General features: G+C 41.6%; 19 protein-coding genes. 3 read left to right on the top strand and 16 right to left on the bottom strand.

Annotation, left to right across the window (positions count from 1 at the left end; all coding sequences use genetic code 11):
* Positions 1-35 precede the first annotated feature (35 nt).
* On the top strand, positions 36-1,235 hold the full coding sequence (locus MP622_RS10320; RefSeq protein ID WP_044740939.1) for an NAD(P)/FAD-dependent oxidoreductase: 1,200 nt from the start codon (positions 36-38) through the stop codon (positions 1,233-1,235).
* Between the two features lie 89 nt (positions 1,236-1,324).
* Here the strand turns inward: MP622_RS10320 and MP622_RS10325 are convergent, their stop codons facing one another.
* The 6 genes from MP622_RS10325 to eat all read right to left on the bottom strand — a co-directional run bounded on the left by MP622_RS10325 (position 1,325) and on the right by eat (position 7,805).
* Positions 1,325-1,468, bottom strand: coding sequence for a hypothetical protein (locus tag MP622_RS10325; RefSeq protein WP_243790845.1), 144 nt, complete (start codon positions 1,466-1,468; stop codon positions 1,325-1,327).
* Positions 1,469-1,612: 144 nt separating this feature from the next.
* A complete protein-coding gene (locus MP622_RS10330; RefSeq protein WP_243790847.1) occupies positions 1,613-1,768 on the bottom strand; it encodes a hypothetical protein in 156 nt (51 codons plus the stop codon).
* A gap of 64 nt (positions 1,769-1,832) precedes the next feature.
* Positions 1,833-3,512, bottom strand: a complete 1,680-nt coding sequence (locus tag MP622_RS10335) for a mechanosensitive ion channel (RefSeq protein WP_243790848.1) — start codon at positions 3,510-3,512, stop codon at positions 1,833-1,835.
* Between the two features lie 618 nt (positions 3,513-4,130).
* Positions 4,131-4,946, bottom strand: a complete 816-nt coding sequence (eutC, locus tag MP622_RS10340) for an ethanolamine ammonia-lyase subunit EutC (protein WP_044740941.1) — start codon at positions 4,944-4,946, stop codon at positions 4,131-4,133.
* Positions 4,947-4,961: 15 nt separating this feature from the next.
* Positions 4,962-6,347 carry an ethanolamine ammonia-lyase subunit EutB gene (locus tag MP622_RS10345; protein WP_243790850.1) on the bottom strand — a complete coding sequence of 462 codons (1,386 nt, stop codon included), beginning with the start codon at positions 6,345-6,347 and terminating at the stop codon, positions 4,962-4,964.
* A gap of 12 nt (positions 6,348-6,359) precedes the next feature.
* Positions 6,360-7,805 carry an ethanolamine permease gene (gene eat, locus MP622_RS10350; protein WP_243790851.1) on the bottom strand — a complete coding sequence of 482 codons (1,446 nt, stop codon included), beginning with the start codon at positions 7,803-7,805 and terminating at the stop codon, positions 6,360-6,362.
* Between the two features lie 242 nt (positions 7,806-8,047).
* Here eat and MP622_RS10355 point away from each other — a divergent pair, with 242 nt between their 5' ends.
* Entirely contained in the window at positions 8,048-8,470 is a 423-nt protein-coding gene (locus MP622_RS10355) for a hypothetical protein (RefSeq protein WP_016166011.1), read from the top strand.
* An 80-nt stretch (positions 8,471-8,550) separates the two neighbouring features.
* On the opposite strand, the gene MP622_RS10360 is transcribed toward MP622_RS10355, so the two are convergent.
* Positions 8,551-9,312 (bottom strand): ferredoxin--NADP reductase, encoded by a 762-nt coding sequence (locus tag MP622_RS10360; protein ID WP_044740944.1) that lies wholly within the window; start codon positions 9,310-9,312, stop codon positions 8,551-8,553.
* An 85-nt stretch (positions 9,313-9,397) separates the two neighbouring features.
* Here MP622_RS10360 and gigC point away from each other — a divergent pair, with 85 nt between their 5' ends.
* Positions 9,398-10,276, top strand: a complete 879-nt coding sequence (gene gigC / locus MP622_RS10365; protein ID WP_016166013.1) for a LysR family transcriptional regulator GigC — start codon at positions 9,398-9,400, stop codon at positions 10,274-10,276.
* A 50-nt stretch (positions 10,277-10,326) separates the two neighbouring features.
* On the opposite strand, the gene MP622_RS10370 is transcribed toward gigC, so the two are convergent.
* From MP622_RS10370 to nuoI, 9 genes are all read right to left on the bottom strand, one after another.
* On the bottom strand, positions 10,327-11,082 hold the full coding sequence (locus tag MP622_RS10370; protein WP_243790853.1) for a cold shock domain-containing protein: 756 nt from the start codon (positions 11,080-11,082) through the stop codon (positions 10,327-10,329).
* A gap of 102 nt (positions 11,083-11,184) precedes the next feature.
* Positions 11,185-11,478, bottom strand: coding sequence for a cold shock domain-containing protein (locus MP622_RS10375; protein WP_243790855.1), 294 nt, complete (start codon positions 11,476-11,478; stop codon positions 11,185-11,187).
* Positions 11,479-11,563: 85 nt separating this feature from the next.
* On the bottom strand, positions 11,564-12,199 hold the full coding sequence (gene upp / locus MP622_RS10380; protein ID WP_243790857.1) for a uracil phosphoribosyltransferase: 636 nt from the start codon (positions 12,197-12,199) through the stop codon (positions 11,564-11,566).
* A gap of 121 nt (positions 12,200-12,320) precedes the next feature.
* Complete coding sequence (gene nuoN / locus MP622_RS10385; RefSeq protein WP_243790859.1) at positions 12,321-13,814, bottom strand: NADH-quinone oxidoreductase subunit NuoN; 1,494 nt, start codon at positions 13,812-13,814, stop codon at positions 12,321-12,323.
* Positions 13,815-13,817: 3 nt separating this feature from the next.
* A complete protein-coding gene (gene nuoM, locus MP622_RS10390; protein WP_026441079.1) occupies positions 13,818-15,425 on the bottom strand; it encodes an NADH-quinone oxidoreductase subunit M in 1,608 nt (535 codons plus the stop codon).
* A gap of 7 nt (positions 15,426-15,432) precedes the next feature.
* Positions 15,433-17,322, bottom strand: coding sequence for an NADH-quinone oxidoreductase subunit L (nuoL, locus tag MP622_RS10395; protein WP_243790861.1), 1,890 nt, complete (start codon positions 17,320-17,322; stop codon positions 15,433-15,435).
* On the bottom strand, positions 17,319-17,627 hold the full coding sequence (gene nuoK / locus MP622_RS10400) for an NADH-quinone oxidoreductase subunit NuoK (protein ID WP_044740950.1): 309 nt from the start codon (positions 17,625-17,627) through the stop codon (positions 17,319-17,321). The genes nuoL and nuoK overlap by 4 nt, the downstream gene beginning before the upstream one ends.
* Positions 17,627-18,145 carry an NADH-quinone oxidoreductase subunit J gene (gene nuoJ, locus MP622_RS10405; RefSeq protein WP_171069570.1) on the bottom strand — a complete coding sequence of 173 codons (519 nt, stop codon included), beginning with the start codon at positions 18,143-18,145 and terminating at the stop codon, positions 17,627-17,629. Before nuoJ ends, nuoK begins: the two co-directional genes overlap by 1 nt.
* Positions 18,145-18,687: an NADH-quinone oxidoreductase subunit NuoI gene (gene nuoI, locus MP622_RS10410; protein WP_016166021.1), complete on the bottom strand. Its 543-nt coding sequence runs from the start codon at positions 18,685-18,687 to the stop codon at positions 18,145-18,147. Before nuoI ends, nuoJ begins: the two co-directional genes overlap by 1 nt.
* Between the last annotated feature and the right edge of the window lie 8 nt (positions 18,688-18,695).

Raw genomic sequence — 18,695 nt, forward strand, 5'->3', positions numbered from 1 at the left:
TATAATGCCCTGCTTTATTCTCCCGTGAGTGTGTCATGTCCACAAATCAATATGATGTCTTAGTTTTAGGTGCTGGTGCATCTGGCTTAATGACAGCCTATATGGCAGCTCAACGCGGACGTAAAGTCGTGGTGGTAGAAAAAGCCAATAAAGTCGGTAAAAAAATTCTCATGTCGGGTGGTGGTAAATGTAACTTTACCAACCTCTATGTCGAACCAAGCAACTTTATTTCACATAATCCGCACTTTGTAATTTCAGCCCTGACCCGCTATACCAATTGGGATTTTATTGGCTTAGTTTGTGAGTACGGCATTGAATATGAAGAACGTAAACATGGTCAACTCTTCACCCTCAATGGTGCTAAAGAGATTTTAGCCATGCTATTAAGTGAGTGTGAAAAAACAGGTTTGGTCGATATTAAAACCAACTGTGAAGTGAAAGCCATCACTGCACTTGATGAACAAGGTTTTCAAATTGCCACAACACTGGGTTATTTTGAAGCTGAATCTGTCGTGGTTGCATCGGGTGGCTTGTCTATTCCAACCTTGGGAGGGTCAGGCATTGGTTATGAAATTGCGAAACAATTTGGTCATCATGTTTATCCGACTCGTGCAGGTTTAGTGCCTTTCACCTTCTCGGATAGTTTTAAAGAAGTGACCACTCGCTTAAGTGGCAACGCTGTAGATGCAACTTTATCGAATGATTTAAACGCTTTCACTGAAGCTCTTTTATTTACCCATCGAGGACTCAGTGGGCCAAGCTCGCTACAGCTTTCAAATTATTGGGATATTGGGCAAAGCTTCAAAATTGATTTCTTGCCAAGCATAGATTTGCAAGATTACTTAAAAGCGAAAAAACAGAGTCAACCTAAAGCCCTACTGCGTACTTTACTGGGTGAGCATTTCCCTAAAAGCGTGGTGGTTGAACTACAAAACCTCATTTGGCCTGAACTGGCTGAAACTGCGATTGGCCAATTGTCGGATGAAAAACTGGAACACATTGCAACGCGCTTACATGCATTTGAAGTCAAACCATCAGGAACAGAAGGTTATCGTACTGCTGAGGTGACTTTAGGTGGCGTAGATACCACTGAAGTTTCATCGAAAACCATGGAAAGTAAAAAGCAAAAAGGCTTATATTTTGTGGGTGAAATACTCGATGTCACAGGACATTTGGGAGGATTCAACTTCCAATGGGCATGGTCATCAGCACATGCTGCTTCGCAATATGTTTAATCTTTCTCAAACAAAAACAAGCAACAGATGATTTCTGCTGCCTGTTTTTGTTTGACCCAAATTTCAAGTGATAGATGAAATATCAACCTTTACTCTAAATAGTCCGTACGCAATAAATGCACTTGTTGATTGGTATGCACACGCTCAATGGCTTTTTGCATTTGGTCTAAATTCTCTTGTGTATTCGCAACTTTAGTCAATGCATTTAAACGGATTAATAAGAATTTAAACATTGTTATTCCCTTCCTTATCTATTTTTAGTTCTAAATTTAATTCAGAAATATGTCAGCAGTATTAAACTAAATACTAAATGATGCTGAACACTTTCTATCAATAGCACAACCAAATTAAAAATGCGACTCTTTCAGCATAAAGTATTAAGATTCCTGTTTTAAGGGATCCTCTTCTTCAGTGGCATTCGCTTGTGTTGATTGTTGGGCAAAAATAAATTTATAGGCACTCACTAAAAATCCGAAGGTAATTCCTACAATAATGATTGGGGCAATAATCGTATTTGGTCTTTTAATTTTCATCATTTTTCCTCATTTACAAGATCGACCTGCCTAAGCATGATCGATCTTGGTAAAATTAAACACGTTATTTCGGGTCATCTTTTGGCTGAATATCGACATCTTCTTCAGCTTCTCCCGTAGAACCATATGGGTTATTCAACGGTTTATGCTCAGGGTCGACCAATAGATCATCTGGAACAACCTGATCTGTAGGTGATGTTGCAGCGGTTTGTGGCTTGACCTGTGTAGATGCCATTGGTGTCGACGTTTTCGGTTGGGGATTAGGTTCTTTCGCCTGCTTTTTCGCACACTCAATCAAGTCAGTCAAAATACGTTCCGCAGGTTGACGACCTCCCAAGCCAAATGCCAGTGCAAATGCCACAGCGACAGCACCCAAAGTTAAACCAAATGCCAAATTTACAATCGAATCTGCAATTCCCATCGCTCTTAAGCCCATGGCAACGACCAACCCCATAATGAGCACACGGACCAAATTGGCTAACCAAACCGAACTCTGATATTCACCACGCTGTACAACATTTGCCACCAAATTGGCCAACCAAAATCCAATCACTAAAATGACAGCACCTAATAGAATATTGGCACCAAACTGAATAAACATGGAAATTAGTATACTAACTTGCTCTAAACCCAAGCGATTGGCTGCTTCGGATACTGCAAATAGCATGGTAAAGAATACAATCAGATAACCCAACACACATGAAATTTTCGTAGTGCCTAAAAAGCGCTGTAGATCAAGTTTGGCAGGAATATCATCCACTCCAGTCCCAGAAACTACATCCACCACCAAATTTGCCACAAAACGTGAAACGACATAAGCAATAATCAAAATTAACCCAGCCGCAATAATCTGCGGAATAGCATTCATAATTTCGTACAACATAGCTGTTGCAGGTTGTGAAATTGAATTAATGCCCAAGGCTTCAAATGCAATAATTAAGGCAGTAATAATAATAATGGCAAATACAAATGAGCCTAATACATGGGCTAAATTCGAATTCTTAAACAATCCAATTTTTTGCGCTTGTTTTTGTAGATCTAAACTTTGTATCAAGCCTTCCAGAATACCTCGAACAATTTTTGCCAAAATATAGCCGACAAATACAATCACAATAGCAATAAACAAGTTTGGTAGATATGAAATGGCTTCATTCAACATATTTTGAATTGGGAACAGCAAACCATTTAAACCTAAAATCGACAGAACAATCGGTAAAAATAGCAATAGAATCAGCCAGTAAACAATCTCACTGATATTTTGACTGATTGGACTGACGCCTACATCTTCACTCAATTTTTCATCGAGCTGAGTTCGATCCAGTAATTTTTTCAGCCCAACTTTCACTAAGTTGGCAAAAATCCAGCCAATAAAAGCAACGGCCGTGGCTGCCAAAAGTTGAGGAATAAATAATAAGAATTGTTGAATCATATTACTGAATGGACCACTGACGCTAGTCAGATTCAAAACATTCAATGCACCAATCACGGCGATCAGCAGTACAATCCAAAAGACAATTCTAGACACGATGTTTTCAATATTGGAACGATGTCCCGTTGCACCCGAAAGCTTTTGATTGGTGCCTAATTTAGATAACACCTTCTTCACTGCAGCAGCGATCACTAAAGCAATCACCCAACCAATGAGCAAGATAGCAACAGCAGACAAAATTGGATGCAACTGATCCCAGTAATACATTCCATTCATTTCAGGGGGTCTCATTCCCCCTTCAAAAAACTCATTCATGTCTATTCCCTCTTCTTATTTCTGTTCATAACCGACTCCATCAGGAGCTTGATTGTTGTTGTATTCATAAAAACATGGAGGTACTCAATAACCTTAGAATTTGTATTTTTTTTAATCAACACTCATATGCAGAATTACAACAAAAGGGCACATTCAAATAGCAAAAAAGCCCTAGCTTATTGAGCTAGAGCTTTTATCGAATAAAAAATCATTTAGTTAAATCGTCTGTTTAACTCAAGCAAATCCACCCCGAATTATTGCATCGAACCCCGTCTTCTCACATTGTTTCAAAGACTTTCCCCGTTGCACATTCTTAACTTGGCGTTCCGCTTGAAAGCATATAGACCACAAGTGCCAAGAAAAAGATACCGACTAAGATTAGCATGTACACTGGTAAGCGTTTTTTTTGTCTTATTTCTTCAGCACTCGTGACATGAGGCGGTTTATTGAAATCATGTACCATGTTCCCCTCACAAAAGTCATCCCTTGTTGAATTTTTATACTAACAACAAAAACTATAAGATTGTGTGACAAAGCATTATTTGATCGTGAGCGCTTGTAAATTATCTATAGAAAAATAACTTAGCTTTCATTTCTGTAGAGCAGGATCTCGCTTTTTTAAAAAATTCCATGTAGCAATTGGGGTTGCCCCTGCTCAATGACCATTTCATGCTCATCTTTTAAATTCACACCAGAAAATTGTAATTGTTTGGACTTCGACATGAGGGCAACAAGGCGTTGCACCGCTGTCACTTCATCTAAGCCTGCTGGACGCACATTCGAAATACAATTACGCATGGCATCATGACAGCCTTTTTGAGCTTGCCACGTATAATAAATACCCATGCTATCTGGAGAACTCAAGCCTGGGCGCTCTCCAATCAACATGACCAACATTTGCGCATTTAAAATTTGGGCAATTTCATCCCCCAAAGCCACTCGGCTTCCTGTTGCGATAACAATAGGGGCGATGCTCCAACCTTGTTGGGCACACGCCTCTAACATTTTAGCAATAAAACTCACCGCATTATCTTCAATCGCACGTGCAGATAAGCCATCGCCTGCCACAATTAATACATCATATTGTTTTTGTTCTGATTGCATTGCTGTAAGCATTTGCCTTGAAGTCGCCGAAAGTTCTCGCCCCAAATCAGGACGTTTCAAATAGGTATCTTTGTCGACTGCACAACTACTAACTTGCACAAAAGGAATGGTCTGCTGTTCAAATTGCTGGCTTAATAATTCAATATCAAGAGGTTTTAATACGGCATCTTTAGCTTGGGCATGAGCCAGTTGAAACTCTAACAGTGGACGAGTTGGTAGACTTCCGCCTGTACGCCCCAAGGCAATTCGAGCATCGGTAAACTGTTTCAGTTGTTCCCAACTATTTTTTTCAAATTGCTGTGGATATTGAACATCATAATGTAACTTCATCCATATCTCCCTAAACTAAGACATCAGCAAGCGTGAAAATCTTTCAGGCATGTGCTGAGGCCATTCCAGTCTTGAACTTTGCTGTTTTAAAATGCCTTGCTGTTCAAGCCAATTATTAAATTCAGGTGCTGGCGCAAGTCCTAAAAGCTGACGAATGTATAAAGCATCATGAAACGATGTGGTTTGATAATTCAACATCACGTCATCTGAACCTGGAATGCCCATAATAAAGTTAATACCTGCGTTGGCTAATAATGTGAGCAGAATATCCATATCATCCTGATCTGCATCGGCATGGTTGGTGTAGCAAATATCGCAGCCCATCGGGACGCCCAGCAATTTTCCGCAGAAGTGGTCTTCTAAGCCCGCACGTATAATCTGTTTGCCGTTATAGAGATATTCAGGGCCGATAAACCCCACTACAGTATTGACTAAAAATGGCTTGTACTTGCGTGCTACCGCATAAGCTCGGGCTTCGATGGTTTGTTGATCTACCCCATGATGGGTTTGACTGGAAAGCGCGCTGCCCTGACCTGTTTCAAAATACATCACATTTTGTCCTACGGTTCCTCGCTTTAAGCTGAGTGCAGCCTCATAACCTTCTTGGAGTAAAGCTAAATTAATCCCAAAGGCGCTATTGGCTTGCTCTGTTCCTGCAATCGACTGAAACATCAAATCTATTGGAACATTTTTATTCGCCAGTTGAATACCTGAGCTTACATGCGTCAGCACACAAGACTGCGTCGGAATATCATATTCTTGTATAATGTAATCTAGCAGCTTTAATAGTTCTGACAGGTTTTGCAGGTTATCAGTTGCAGGGTTTATCCCAATCACCGCATCACCATTGCCGTACATCAAACCATCCAAAATACTCGCAGAAATCCCTAAAACATCATCGGTGGGATGATTGGGTTGTAAGCGTGTCGACAAATGCCCTTCTAAACCAATAGTATTGCGAAACTGGGTAATCACACGGCATTTTTTTGCGACTAAAATCAAATCCTGATTGCGCATAATTTTACTTACAGCAGCCACCATTTCTGGCGTTAAACCCATCTGTAGTGCAGTCAATTTTTCCGTAGTAGCATCGGCACTCAATAACCAATTTCGCAAGTCACCTACTGTAAAATGCGAAATCGGATAGAATGCTTCAGCCTCATGTTCATCCATAATCAGTCGGGTCACTTCATCCTGTTCATAAGGAATCAGCGCTTCATTCAGAAACTGTTTGAGTGGTACATCTGCCAAACACATTTGTGCCGCTACACGCTCGGTTGCATTCTGTGCCGCAATCCCTGCAAGCTGATCACCCGAACGTTCAGGTGTCGCCTTTGCCATAAGTGTTTTTAAATCTGAAAAAACATAATGTTGATGTGCAACATCAATCCGATAGATCACTGCCCAGACTCCTTAGGTATTGAGTTCTTGTTCTGCTGCCTGAATATTGGCAAATTCTTCTTCTGGAGTGCCTGCGACCAAATGATGACGGCTATAAATTAAGAAATACAGGATAAAAACCGTGTAAATTGCGGCTGCCATAAACCACACTTTTGGATCGACTACAAAGCCTGCAACCGTCGCTATTGCTGCTAAAACTAAGGCAATCGAAGCGGTGACAATTCCACCAGGAGCTTTGTAGGGACGAGGCAGATGCGGTTTAGCAATTTTCAATTTAATATAAGCCATCATCATCAATACATAAGAAATGGTGGCCCCAAAAACTGCCATCAAAATCAGTAGATCACCTTCACCTGATAAAGACAGCATAAACCCAATCACCCCAGGAATAATGATGGCTAAATGTGGCGCATGGTTTTTATTTGTTAATGAAAGTTTCTTAGGTAAATAACCTGCGCGAGACAGGGCAAAAATCTGGCGTGAATAAGCATAAATAATTGAGAAGAAGCTCGCAATTAAGCCTGCTAACCCCACAAAATTAACAAAACCTGCTAACCAAGTATTTTCGCCATAGACCACTTTTAACGCATCTACCAATGGTGCACCAGACTCTTTTAAGGTATCAGCACCTGCGGCACCCGCACCCAAAAATAAAATGGCTAAGGCAAACACAGCTAAAATCAGCATTGAACCGATCAAACCACGTGGTAAAGATTTATGTGGCTCCTTGGCTTCTTCTGCCGCCAAAGGCACACCTTCCACCGCCAAGAAAAACCAGATGGCATAAGGCACAGCCGCCCAAATGCCTAAATAGCCCAAAGGCAAAAATGCACTTGCCCCAACTGCATCGGTTTTGACAGGAATATTGAGTAAATTCTGGCTGTCAAAGTGTGGCAACATCGCCACAATAAAAACCAGTAACGCTACGGCAGCCACGGCAGTAATAATGAAAATAATTTTTAAGGCTTCTCCCGCACCTTTAAGGTGAATGCCCATAAAAAACAGATAACAAAGTAAATAAACGAACCAGCCACCAACCCCAAATAAAGATTCGCAATAGGCGCCAATAAACACAGCAATTGCAGCAGGAGCAATCGCATATTCAATCAGGATTGCGGTTCCCGTTAAATAGCCCCCCAAAGGTCCAAAGGCAGTCCGCGCAAAGCTGTAACCTCCTCCCGCCGTAGGCAGCATGGTCGACATTTCTGACATGGCTAAACACATACATAAATACATGATGGCAACCACAATCGTGGCAATAAACATGCCACCCCATCCACCTTGTGCCAAGCCAAAATTCCAGCCTGCAAAGTCCCCAGAAATAACATACGCAACGCCTAACCCAATCAGTAATAGCCATCCGACAGCGCCTTGCTTGAGTTTGCGTTGAGCAAAATATTCTGTATTGGAATGATGATCTGAATGAGTGTCAGCAACTATACTTTTGACATTTGACATAGGCACCTCGCATTTGCTTGATGCTAAAGAACAATGCATAAGCCATACCAATTTTAACTTTTTGTTCAAATTGATTTGTATTTATAAAAAAGCAGATGGTCTGCTTTAAGAACATAAACATTTTTGCTTGATGGGGGATATTGTTACAGCTCAGCGCACGTCAAAGAATATGTAACCATTTGCCGCAATACTGCGAAACTAGAGTATAATTATGCACCTCATTTTAAATGCTCCTAATCTTTATGGCGTATAGTCAACAAAGTGTCACACTTGATCTTGACACCGACGTCACACATCAATGTTCACTACACTACACACGTGATCAGCATCTGATTGGTATTATTGAATTTACCAAGCCAAGCTATGTGCTGAAATGGGGTGATTTAGAATATTTCCGTCGTCGTACTGAAGAATTTTCAGTCATGCCTTTTCCAGAATGCGTGAATGCCATGATTGTGGACATTCGCAATATAGCGGCATTTTTAGATAATGAAGTGCCAATTTTGCCTTGGCGTTTAGTGGAAGAGGAATGCCCTGTCCGTTTAGTGGTGCCACAAGATCGTCTGGAATATTATGCAGGCTTTTTTGAACCAACATGGCTCAGCACAGATTTAGACAGTGCCATTTATGAAATTCGCGATTTCATGGATATGTTCGTGCACTAAGTTTTAGCGACAAAAAAATCCTCCTAAATGGAGGATTTTTAATGTTCATTCAAAATACTGATAACCAATAAAATTGGGGTTTACCAATAATTTTCTACCGCGATATTGCCCTCACCACGGCGATTCATTGTTAAGCCACGAGCTTTCAACGCCTCTTTGGTATCTTCTACCATTTGCGGATTACCACACAACATCACATGACTTGTTGCAGGATTCAGTTGGTAGCCAACAGCTTGTTCAAGTGCACCATTCTCGATCAATATTGGCAAACGATCATGCAATACGGCTTGCGGATCACGGGTCACAATCGGCACAAATTTAAAACCTGTATGCCCTTCACCAAAAGTCTGCGCAATCTCTTGAATACGCTCAACATAAGCCAATTCGGAAGCAGTACGAACACTATAGATCAAATAAATATGTTGATATTTGCTCCATGTGTCAAAGTCTTGCAGCATGGAAACAAAAGGTGCTAAGCCTGTGCCTGTTGCCAATAGCCATAAATCCTGAGGTAATGGCAACTGATAACGGGTAAGCGTTAAGAATCCGTAAGGGATTTTTTCTAAATACAGTTCATCGCCCACTTGTAAGTGTTGCAAGTTGGATGTAAATGCCCCATCAGGTACTACAATTGAAAAGAATTCTAAGGTTTCATCAAACGGTGAAGACACAATTGAATAGGCTCGAACCACCAATTCATCGCCAACTTTTAAGCCAATACGGGCAAATTGACCTGCGGTAAACTTAAAATGTGCAGGACGTGTCATGGTGAAACTAAATAAAGTATTGGTCCAACGCTGAACAGATAAAACCTTTTCTACGCTAAATTTTTCAATTGACATGATTTCGACGTGGCATCAAAGACTGCGCTCATGTTAGCATGACAATATAATTTATTAATATTTTTTAAATGTTAAGGCTACATTCATGCGCATGACTTTACGCCAATTGGCTGTTTTTGTAGCAGTCGCTCAGGAAGGCACCGTCACCAAAGCCAGCGACGCGGTGAAGTTGACTCAAAGTGCTGCAAGTATGGCACTGGCAGATCTGGAAGACGGCTTAGGGGCTCCTCTGTTTGACCGTTTGGGTAAGCGTCTGCAATTGAATGATCTAGGTCGTTTCTTATTGCCACAAGCCCTTGAAATTTTAGGACGCTGTGAAGCCTTTGAACAAGCGGCAAAAGGTGAATTACAAAGTATCGATTTGCGTTTAGGGGCAACCTTAACCATCAGTGATTACTTAATGCCTGATTTAATGGCAGATTTTTTACAAATTCAACCACAAGCACATTTACAACTTCAGGTGGGTAATACGCGCCAAATGATTGAGGCAGTCAACCAATTTCAGTTAGATCTGGCTTTGATTGAAGGTTCATGCCACTTACCTCAACTCCAATGTATCCATTGGCGGGATGATGAACTGGCGGTCTGTTGTGCCCCTAATCATCCCTTGGCACGCTTGAATCGTGAACTCAGTCCTGCTGACTTTGATAATGTCGAATGGATTCTACGCGAAGAAGGTTCGGGGACTCGTGAAGTGTTTGACAATGCCATTTTGCAAGATTTGCCTGATGCCAATATCCGCCTGACCCTTGGACATAACGAAGCAATTCTTAAAATTGTTGCGGGTGGTTTGGGCATGTCCTGTATTTCTAAACTCGCGATTGAACCTTTACAAGAAAAAGGACACTTAGTGGTACTGAATACACCATTCTGGCAACTCTCACGACCATTATTCATGTTAGTACATCGCCAAAAGTATCAAGGGCCTGGTTTAAAAGCCTTTATGAAGTTCTGTGAAGGTTAATCTGCTATTGTAAAAATGCTCCTAGACAGGAGCATTTTTTATTTCAGAATTTATCTTCTAAACTGCTTCTCACATGGCTCACCATCATGATTGCCATCCATTTGTGTATTTGGGCAATTTCTTATGAAAAATACGGCTTCATCATAAGATCGCATCTGACTACAGTGTGTGCGTCCATCACATTTAAAATCAGCAATCGGCTCATTTTTTTGTACAATAGCTAATTTTGAAGCTTCAGATTGGGGCGATACACTTATATTCCTCTGTTGCATATTCACCGCATATCCAACTGTATCTAAGTTTTTGCGTCCCTGAACCGAGAGAATTCGATCAGGTAAATGACCCAATGCTTCTCGCTGTTGCTCCACAATTCGCTTTTGTTCTTTAATGAGTTGTTCTGCTTTTAATTGTTTGGCTACGCGATGATCCTGCACTTTTTGATAGGCGACAAAACCTAATCCAGCAATGACAATCAGAACGAATAAAACCATGTATTTTAAACGTGATACAGATTTTCTTGGCAGAACAATTTTCTCTGCGGGCGGTATTGATCTGTAATTGAAACTATGCTGCTCAAGAAGCGGTTGATCTTCTGGCTTTAAATTTAAGCGTACAATATCAGATGCCTTAAATTTTCCTTGCTCCTCGGTTACGCGAAACTTGAGCAACTCTCCCTCATTGGGCTTAATGTGCCAACTTGGGAAATCTTTAATGTGGAAAAAGATGTCTTTCGGCTCATCCTCAACCTGAATAAAACCAAAACCACGTGTAGAATTGTAGTGCTTGATCTTCCCCTCAAGAAACATAATTCGCCCTAAACTTTTTTATTTTTTCTATTCTAATCAATAAAAAAGAGACCCTAAAGCCTCTTTTTAAAATTCAAAAAAAATAATTCTATTAGTTCGTGATCAACGTCTAAAGTTTGACAATAAAGCTGAAGTAATCGATTTATTGTGTGTCGACACTTTAGACTTTATCGCTTTGGCAGAATTGTCTGCTACACGTTCAATTTTAATTGCTTTGAATTTGTTGCCATTCTCGACGACTAAAAATTTCACACGCTCATTGCGTTTCGGCTCACCATCTGCAAGCGGAAAATCAGAGATATGAAAGAAAATATCTTGCTCAGGCGTCGTAATAAAACCATAGCCTTTATCTGTGTTGTATTGGGTAATTTTCCCTTGTTGAAATTCAGATTTCATTCATTTCCACCTATTCTGCCAACATGCTGGATACAGTATATAAAAAAGAGGCTGTTACAGCCCCCCATTTTCAGCCATAACACTATTAATCTTTTTGCACTGAGCCAAAGATTTTGTCACCAGCATCACCTAAACCAGGCACGATATAGCCTTGTGCATTCAAACCGTCATCGACAGAAGCGGTAAAAATCGTCACATCTGGGTGCGCAGTTTCCACCTTTTTAATACCTTCAGGTGCTGCAACCAAAACCATGACACGAATATCTTTACAACCGCTGGCTTTCAATACATCAATGGCCGCGACCAGTGAAGACCCCGTTGCCAACATTGGGTCAATGATCATTGCAATACGGTTTTGAACATCTGGAACCAATTTTTTATAGTAAGTACGCGCTTCTAAAGTTTCTTCATCACGCTCTAAACCCAATACTGAAACTTTCGCACTTGGAATCAGGTTTAAGAAACCATCCAACATGCCAATCCCTGCACGTAAAATTGGTACAACCGTAATTTTTTTACCCGCAATACGTTGTGTTGTGACTTTACCCGCCCAACCATCAATTTCATGGTCCACTACTGGTAAATCTTTGGTTGCTTCATAAGTCAGTAACATGGTCACTTCCTGTGCCAATTCACGGAAATTCTTTGTACTAATATCAGCACGACGCAATAAACCAAGTTTATGTCGAATCAGAGGATGACGAATTTCATGAATAGCCACGGGAGTACACCTAAAAAGATCTAAATATAATTCATCTTATTATAAATGTTTTTTATAAATCTTATAAGAAAAAAAGCCTCCGACTGGCGGAGGCTTTTTAATTAACACAATAATTTTTCAATTATTGACGCGTTAACATGAAATGCAATGGAGATAAAATCTCAGCTTGTAAAGCCATTTTGATAATTGGATCTGGATAGATACCAATAACCAATACTGCAAGTGCTGCGAGTAATACCATAATACCACCCACTTTTTGACCCCAATGATCAACAGCATCAATACGTGGCGTATCTGGTGGAGTCATGTACATCACAACCATTACACGGAGGTAGTAGTACAAGCCGATACCTGAACCTACCACAATCATCGCAGCCAAGAACCAGTGTTGGGTTGTTACTGCGGCCATCACCACCAAGAACTTACCAATGAAGCCTGCTGTTAACGGAATACCCGCTAAAGACAACATCATCACTGTTAATGTCGCTGTTAACACTGGACGGCGCCAGAATAAACCACGGTAATCAGCCAGACTTTCTGCTTCATCAACGTTGTTGTAAGGGCTAGACATTAATGCAACTGCACCGAACGCACCAATTGTCGTTAATACATAAGTGATCACGTAAACTGATACGTTGCCCAAGCTTGCATAAGTCATGCTGATTAAACCAATCAACAAATAACCAAAGTGTGCAATCGATGAATAACCCAGAATACGTTTCAAGTTCACTTGACGTACTGCCAAGAAGTTACCCACTAAAATCGAAAGCACAGCAATAATACTAATGATCGTAACTAACGATTCAACCAAAATTGCGCCAGAAGTTAGTAAGTAACGTACAAATAAACCAATCGTCGCAACTTTTGCAGCAGTTGCAAGGAAAGTCGCAATCGGAGCTGGCGCACCTGCGTAAACATCAGGCGTCCATTTGTGGAATGGTGCCAATGAAAGCTTAAAGCCCACTGCAAAAATAATCAGCGCTAAACCAAGGAGTACCATTGGTTGACGAATATTTTGCATTAATGCTTGGAAAGATTCGTAGAAAGACAATGAACCTGTATAAGCATAAATGTACGCCATACCCATCAGCAACATTGCCGAAGCTGTTGCAGAAAGAACCAAGTATTTAATACCTGCTTCTAATGAGTTTGCACGCTGATGCGTATAAGCCAACATACCGTAAACAGGAATCGACATTAACTCTAAGCTAATGAAGAAAGACGCATAGTGCGAACTTGCTACCATTAACATTGCACCCGCTACCGAGCACAGCATCAAGATATACAGTTCTTCACGGTTATCTTTATAAGTTTCAATATAAGCATGTGACAAAGTACAACATGCTAGCGATGCAACCAAGATCACCAATTGGTAGAGCATGGTGAACGGATCCACCATGAACATACCCATCACGTTTGATGGCGCAAATTGCCCACCAAACATGTTCAATAAAATATTTGCCGCAGCAAGGTTTAAGCCGACCACAGAAGCTGTTGCGATTAAATTATGATTACGTTTAATCGAAGTGAGAATCATCACAACGATCGCAGTCAACGCCACGATCATTACAGGAGCTAATGGCATAAGCTCAGAAAAAGACATTGTGAAGTTCATGGCTTATTGCATCTCCACATTTTCGAGTTGAACAGATGCTTGATGCACAACGTCAACGACTTCTTGAACTGGAATGTAGCTGTTTGCTAACCACGCCATGCTTGAATTTGAAATATCAAGGAAGGTTTGTGGGTAGAGACCAAGCCAAAGCAGACCAAATGCACAAATTAATAGAATACCAACTTCACGCGCATTCAAATCTTTCAGTGGACTTGCATAATGCTCTTTTTGTGCTTCATTTGGTGTACCAAATAGAGCTTTGTGAATCAAAATTAGACCATAAAGCCCAGCGAATACTAAGCTGATTGCAGCCAAAATCGTGAATACTGGGAACTTGGCATAAGAACCCATCAAGATCAGGAACTCACCAATGAAGTTACCTAAACCAGGAATACCCACTAACGCCGCCACGAAGAACATGAGGAAGAATGAAAGGTATTGGAATTGACCACGAATACCGCCCATTAAACGCATGTCACGTGTATGTAAGCGCTCATAAACCTGACCACACATAATGAACAGTGCAGCAGAAGATAAACCATGCGCCAACATCATGATCATCAGACCTTGGAAGGTCAAAATGTTACCTGCATACAATGCAAGTAAGATGAAGCCCATGTGTGAAATTGAAGTATAAGCCAACAGACGCTTCATATCGGTTTGCTGGAAAGCACACCAAGCACCGTAGAAAATACCAATTAGACCCATGATGATTGCGATGTCTGCAAACTGTGCAGAAGCCGCTGGGAAGAACGGAATAACGAAACGAAGTAAACCGTATGCTGCTGTCTTAATCAAGATACCCGCTAAGTCTACAGAACCTGCTGTAGGTGCTTGCGCATGTGCATCTGGTAACCAGCCGTGTAATGGGAATACAGGAAGTTTTACTGCAAAACCCACAAACAAACACAACATGAAGGCATAAGCTACCGCAGGAAGCTGTGCATCAAGCGTATTCGCTACACCTAACAAGTAGTTGTAATCAAAGCCAATCATACCTGTCATCATGTATCCATAAACCACTAGGCCTAGAATACCGATGAGCATGATTAAACCAGCAACTTGCGTATAGATGAAGAACTTGGTTGCAGCGTAAACACGTGATTTACCATCTGCACCACGATGTCCCCAAAGTGCAATCAAGAAGTAGATTGGAACGAGCATCATCTCCCAGAAGAAGAAGAACAAGAACATATCAATCGAAATGAATACACCGATGACGCCGCCCAATGACCATAACAGGTTCAAATGGAAGAAGCCTACGTTCTTTTGAATCTCACCCCAAGAACAACCAACTGCCAAAATACCCAACAGCGCAGTTAAGCCCACCATTAATAATGATAAACCATCAACTGCTAAATGGATATTGATGCCGAGGGTTTGAATCCACGGCAAGAAAAACTCTGCAGACCATGTTGGGACTTTTGCACCCAATTCATAGCTGTAAGTACCCGTTTGCCATAAAGCGACCGTTAAGCCCAAAGTAACGAGCATACCTACAAGCGCAATATAGCGTGGTAGTTGTTGGTCGAGCTTATCGACCAACCAACATAAAAAACCTGCAATGAACGGTACGAGGATCAGCGCGGGCAAAACCATGTTGTTTGTGATTTCCATCTTATTTCCCCACTACCTGAATCACGACTAAGATCATCAGTAGAACCACAATGCCCAGTGACATGCTCGATGCGTATTCACGCAATGAACCTGTTTGACGAGAGCTTGTAAAGCCGTTACCAGCTTTCACAATTGCAGGTAATACCAGCCATAAACCATCAATTGGGTCACGACCACAAATCTTAGCAATCAGTAAATATGGTTTTACGAAAATCAGGTCATACAAGGTATCGAAACCGAGTGCATTGCGGCAAATATTCGCCAAACCTGCACCCAATGAAGTTTTCGCAAAACTTTTCACTGCACCGTAAGCAAAAGCAAATAAGATTACACCAATCACAAGACCAGCAAGCGCGATACCCACGGCAATATGTTCCGCACCGTGCACACCTGCTTCCATCGCTTCTGGAATAATCACTGCTGGAATTTTTGCAGCATTCAAAATGCTTTCTACAGGTGCTTTAAGTGCTGCACCAACGAAAGTTGAAAGCGTTGCTAAAATTGCCAAAGGACCCCAGTAAGTCACGCCTTTGATTTCGTGATATGGCGTATTTTCTTTACCAAAGAATACAACCCAGATTAAACGGAATGTATAGATTGAAGTTAAGAAAGCACCTGCAACACCTGTCCAGTACAAGCAGTCATATAATGCAACCGCCTGACCTTTCATCCATACTGCACCCAAGATCGCATCTTTCGAGAAGAAGCCAACCGTGATGAATGGAATTGCAGCCAACGCACCGCCACCAATCGCAAAGCAAGCAAACAGGAATTTATTCTTGTAGAACAAACCGCCCATTTTGAAAATGTTTTGTTCGTGATGGTAAGCCAAGATCACCGCACCAGAAGACAAGAATAATAATGCCTTAAAGAATGCGTGAGTCAGCATATGGAACAGACCCGCTTGGTATGCTTCAGCACCGACAGCCATAAACATATAACCCAACTGACTCATGGTTGAGTAAGCCAAGATACGTTTGATATCGGTTTGAACCAATGCAGCAAAACCAGCCACCAATAAAGTCACAGCACCCGTAATCGAAATGAACATCATCACTTGAGGTGCCATTTCAAATACAGTGAACATACGGCAGCAGAGATATACACCCGCAGTTACCATTGTCGCTGCGTGGATCAATGCAGATACTGGTGTAGGACCAGCCATCGCATCTGCCAACCATGTTTGCAGTGGAATCTGTGCAGATTTACCTGCAGCACCTAGGAACAACATCAATGCTGTCCAGATGGCCATCGATGAACCTTGCGTTAATACTGTAGGTGCCGCAGCAACCACTTCCGCAATGTTTAATGTACCGAACTGTTGGTAGATTAAGAACAATGCAATCAGTAAGAACACATCACCAACACGTGTAACCGTAAATGCTTTGATTGCAGCAAAACCGTTTTCTGGGTTTTGGTAGTAGTAACCAATCAGCAAGTACGAGCACAGACCTACACCTTCCCAACCTAAGAATAACAATGCCAAGTTATCGCCAAGAACCAGCAACAACATGCTTGCAACGAACAGGTTGAAGTAAGAGAAGAAACGTGCAAAGTCTTCTTCACCACGCATGTACCATGACGCAAAAATATGAATCAGGAAACCTACACCTGTAATCATGCCCATCATCAATAATGATAAGCCATCTAGGTGCAAGCTAATGCCTGGTGCGAAATCACCAACTTGGAACCAAGTCCACAAGTGTTGTACTTGTGGCGCAGAACCATTGTTAACGAAATCCATCCCCGCAATAAGGGCAAATAAAGCAGATAGACCTACAGACCCAACGCCAATAATCGCTGCAACTTTCTCAGGTAAATTCTGGCGCCCCGCCGCTAATAAGACAAAACCGATTAGCGGGAATAAAACTGTTAAATATAAATAACTCATCCGCGCATCTCACTAGCAGCATCCACATCCAAATGATGGAAGCGATGATAAAACTGAAGGACGATCGCAAGACCGATACAAGCCTCTGCTGCAGCAAGGGTCAAAATCAGAATGAACATGACTTGCCCATCTGGTTGTGCCCATGCGCTACCCGCCAAAACGAATGCCAACGCAGCAGCATTCATCATAATTTCAAGGCTCATTAACATAAATAATAGGTTGCGTCGAACCATTACACCGTAAAAACCCAGTGCAAAAAGAATGGTCGCAACGATCAAACCATGTTCTAAAGGGATGTTGCCCATTATTCTTTGTCCTCTTCTGCACTTGGCTCACGTTTACCTAAGTGGAATGCTGCAACCAGTGCTGCAAGCAATAACATCGCGGCAACTTCTACCAATAATAAGTAGTGAGTAAAGAGTGCTTGACCAACGGCTTTCGGACCTACGATTTCAGTACCCATCACAGGGCCTGCTGTAGTGTAGTCTGAACCTAACATCCAAACTAGAATCAAGCCCATTAGGAAGCTCATAAGTGCTGGATATGCCCATGCCGATGATGTTAACCATTTGCGTTCTTGATCAACTGTATGTTGACCAAGGTTCAGCATCATCACCACGAACACGAATAACACCATGATCGCACCAGCATAGACGATAATTTCCAGTGCACCAGCAAATGGTGCCCCCACAATCATGAACATCCCTGCAACAGCAAGCAAAGACACGATCAAGCTAAGTAACGCATGTACAGGGTTCGCGTTAGTAACAACACGAACCGTAGAAACGATGGCCACGAGTGCCATCAAATAAAACGGCCACATCATGGTAATAGACTCCGTACATCAACAGGTGCGCTTTCACGTTGCGCCTGACCTTTTTCTTTACCTGTTACAGCCATACCTGTAACACGATAGAAGTTGTAGTCTGGATATTTACCAGGACCTGAAATGAGTAAGTTTTCTTTCTCATAAACTAGGTCTTGACGAACGTACTCACTTAATTCGAAATCAGGTGTCATCTGAATTGCAGTGGTTGGACACGCTTCTTCACACATCCCGCAGAAAATACAACGCGAGAAGTTAATACGGAAGAATTCTGGATACCAACGACCATCTTCTTTTTCAGCTTTTTGTAGTGAAATACAGCCAACTGGACATGCAACAGCACATAAGTTACATGCCACACAACGCTCTTCACCATCTGGATCACGCGTTAATACAATACGACCACGGAAACGTGGTGGTACGATTTCTTCAGCTGGTACTTCTGGATATAAAATCGTGTCACGTTTACGTGTCACGTGGCTGAATACCATCCACAATGAACGTACAATTGACCCAACTCCAGCTAGAAACTTAAACATTTTGTTCT

Origin of the sequence: Acinetobacter sp. PK01 (assembly GCF_022819285.1) — a bacterium.
Classification (GTDB): domain Bacteria; phylum Pseudomonadota; class Gammaproteobacteria; order Pseudomonadales; family Moraxellaceae; genus Acinetobacter; species Acinetobacter tandoii.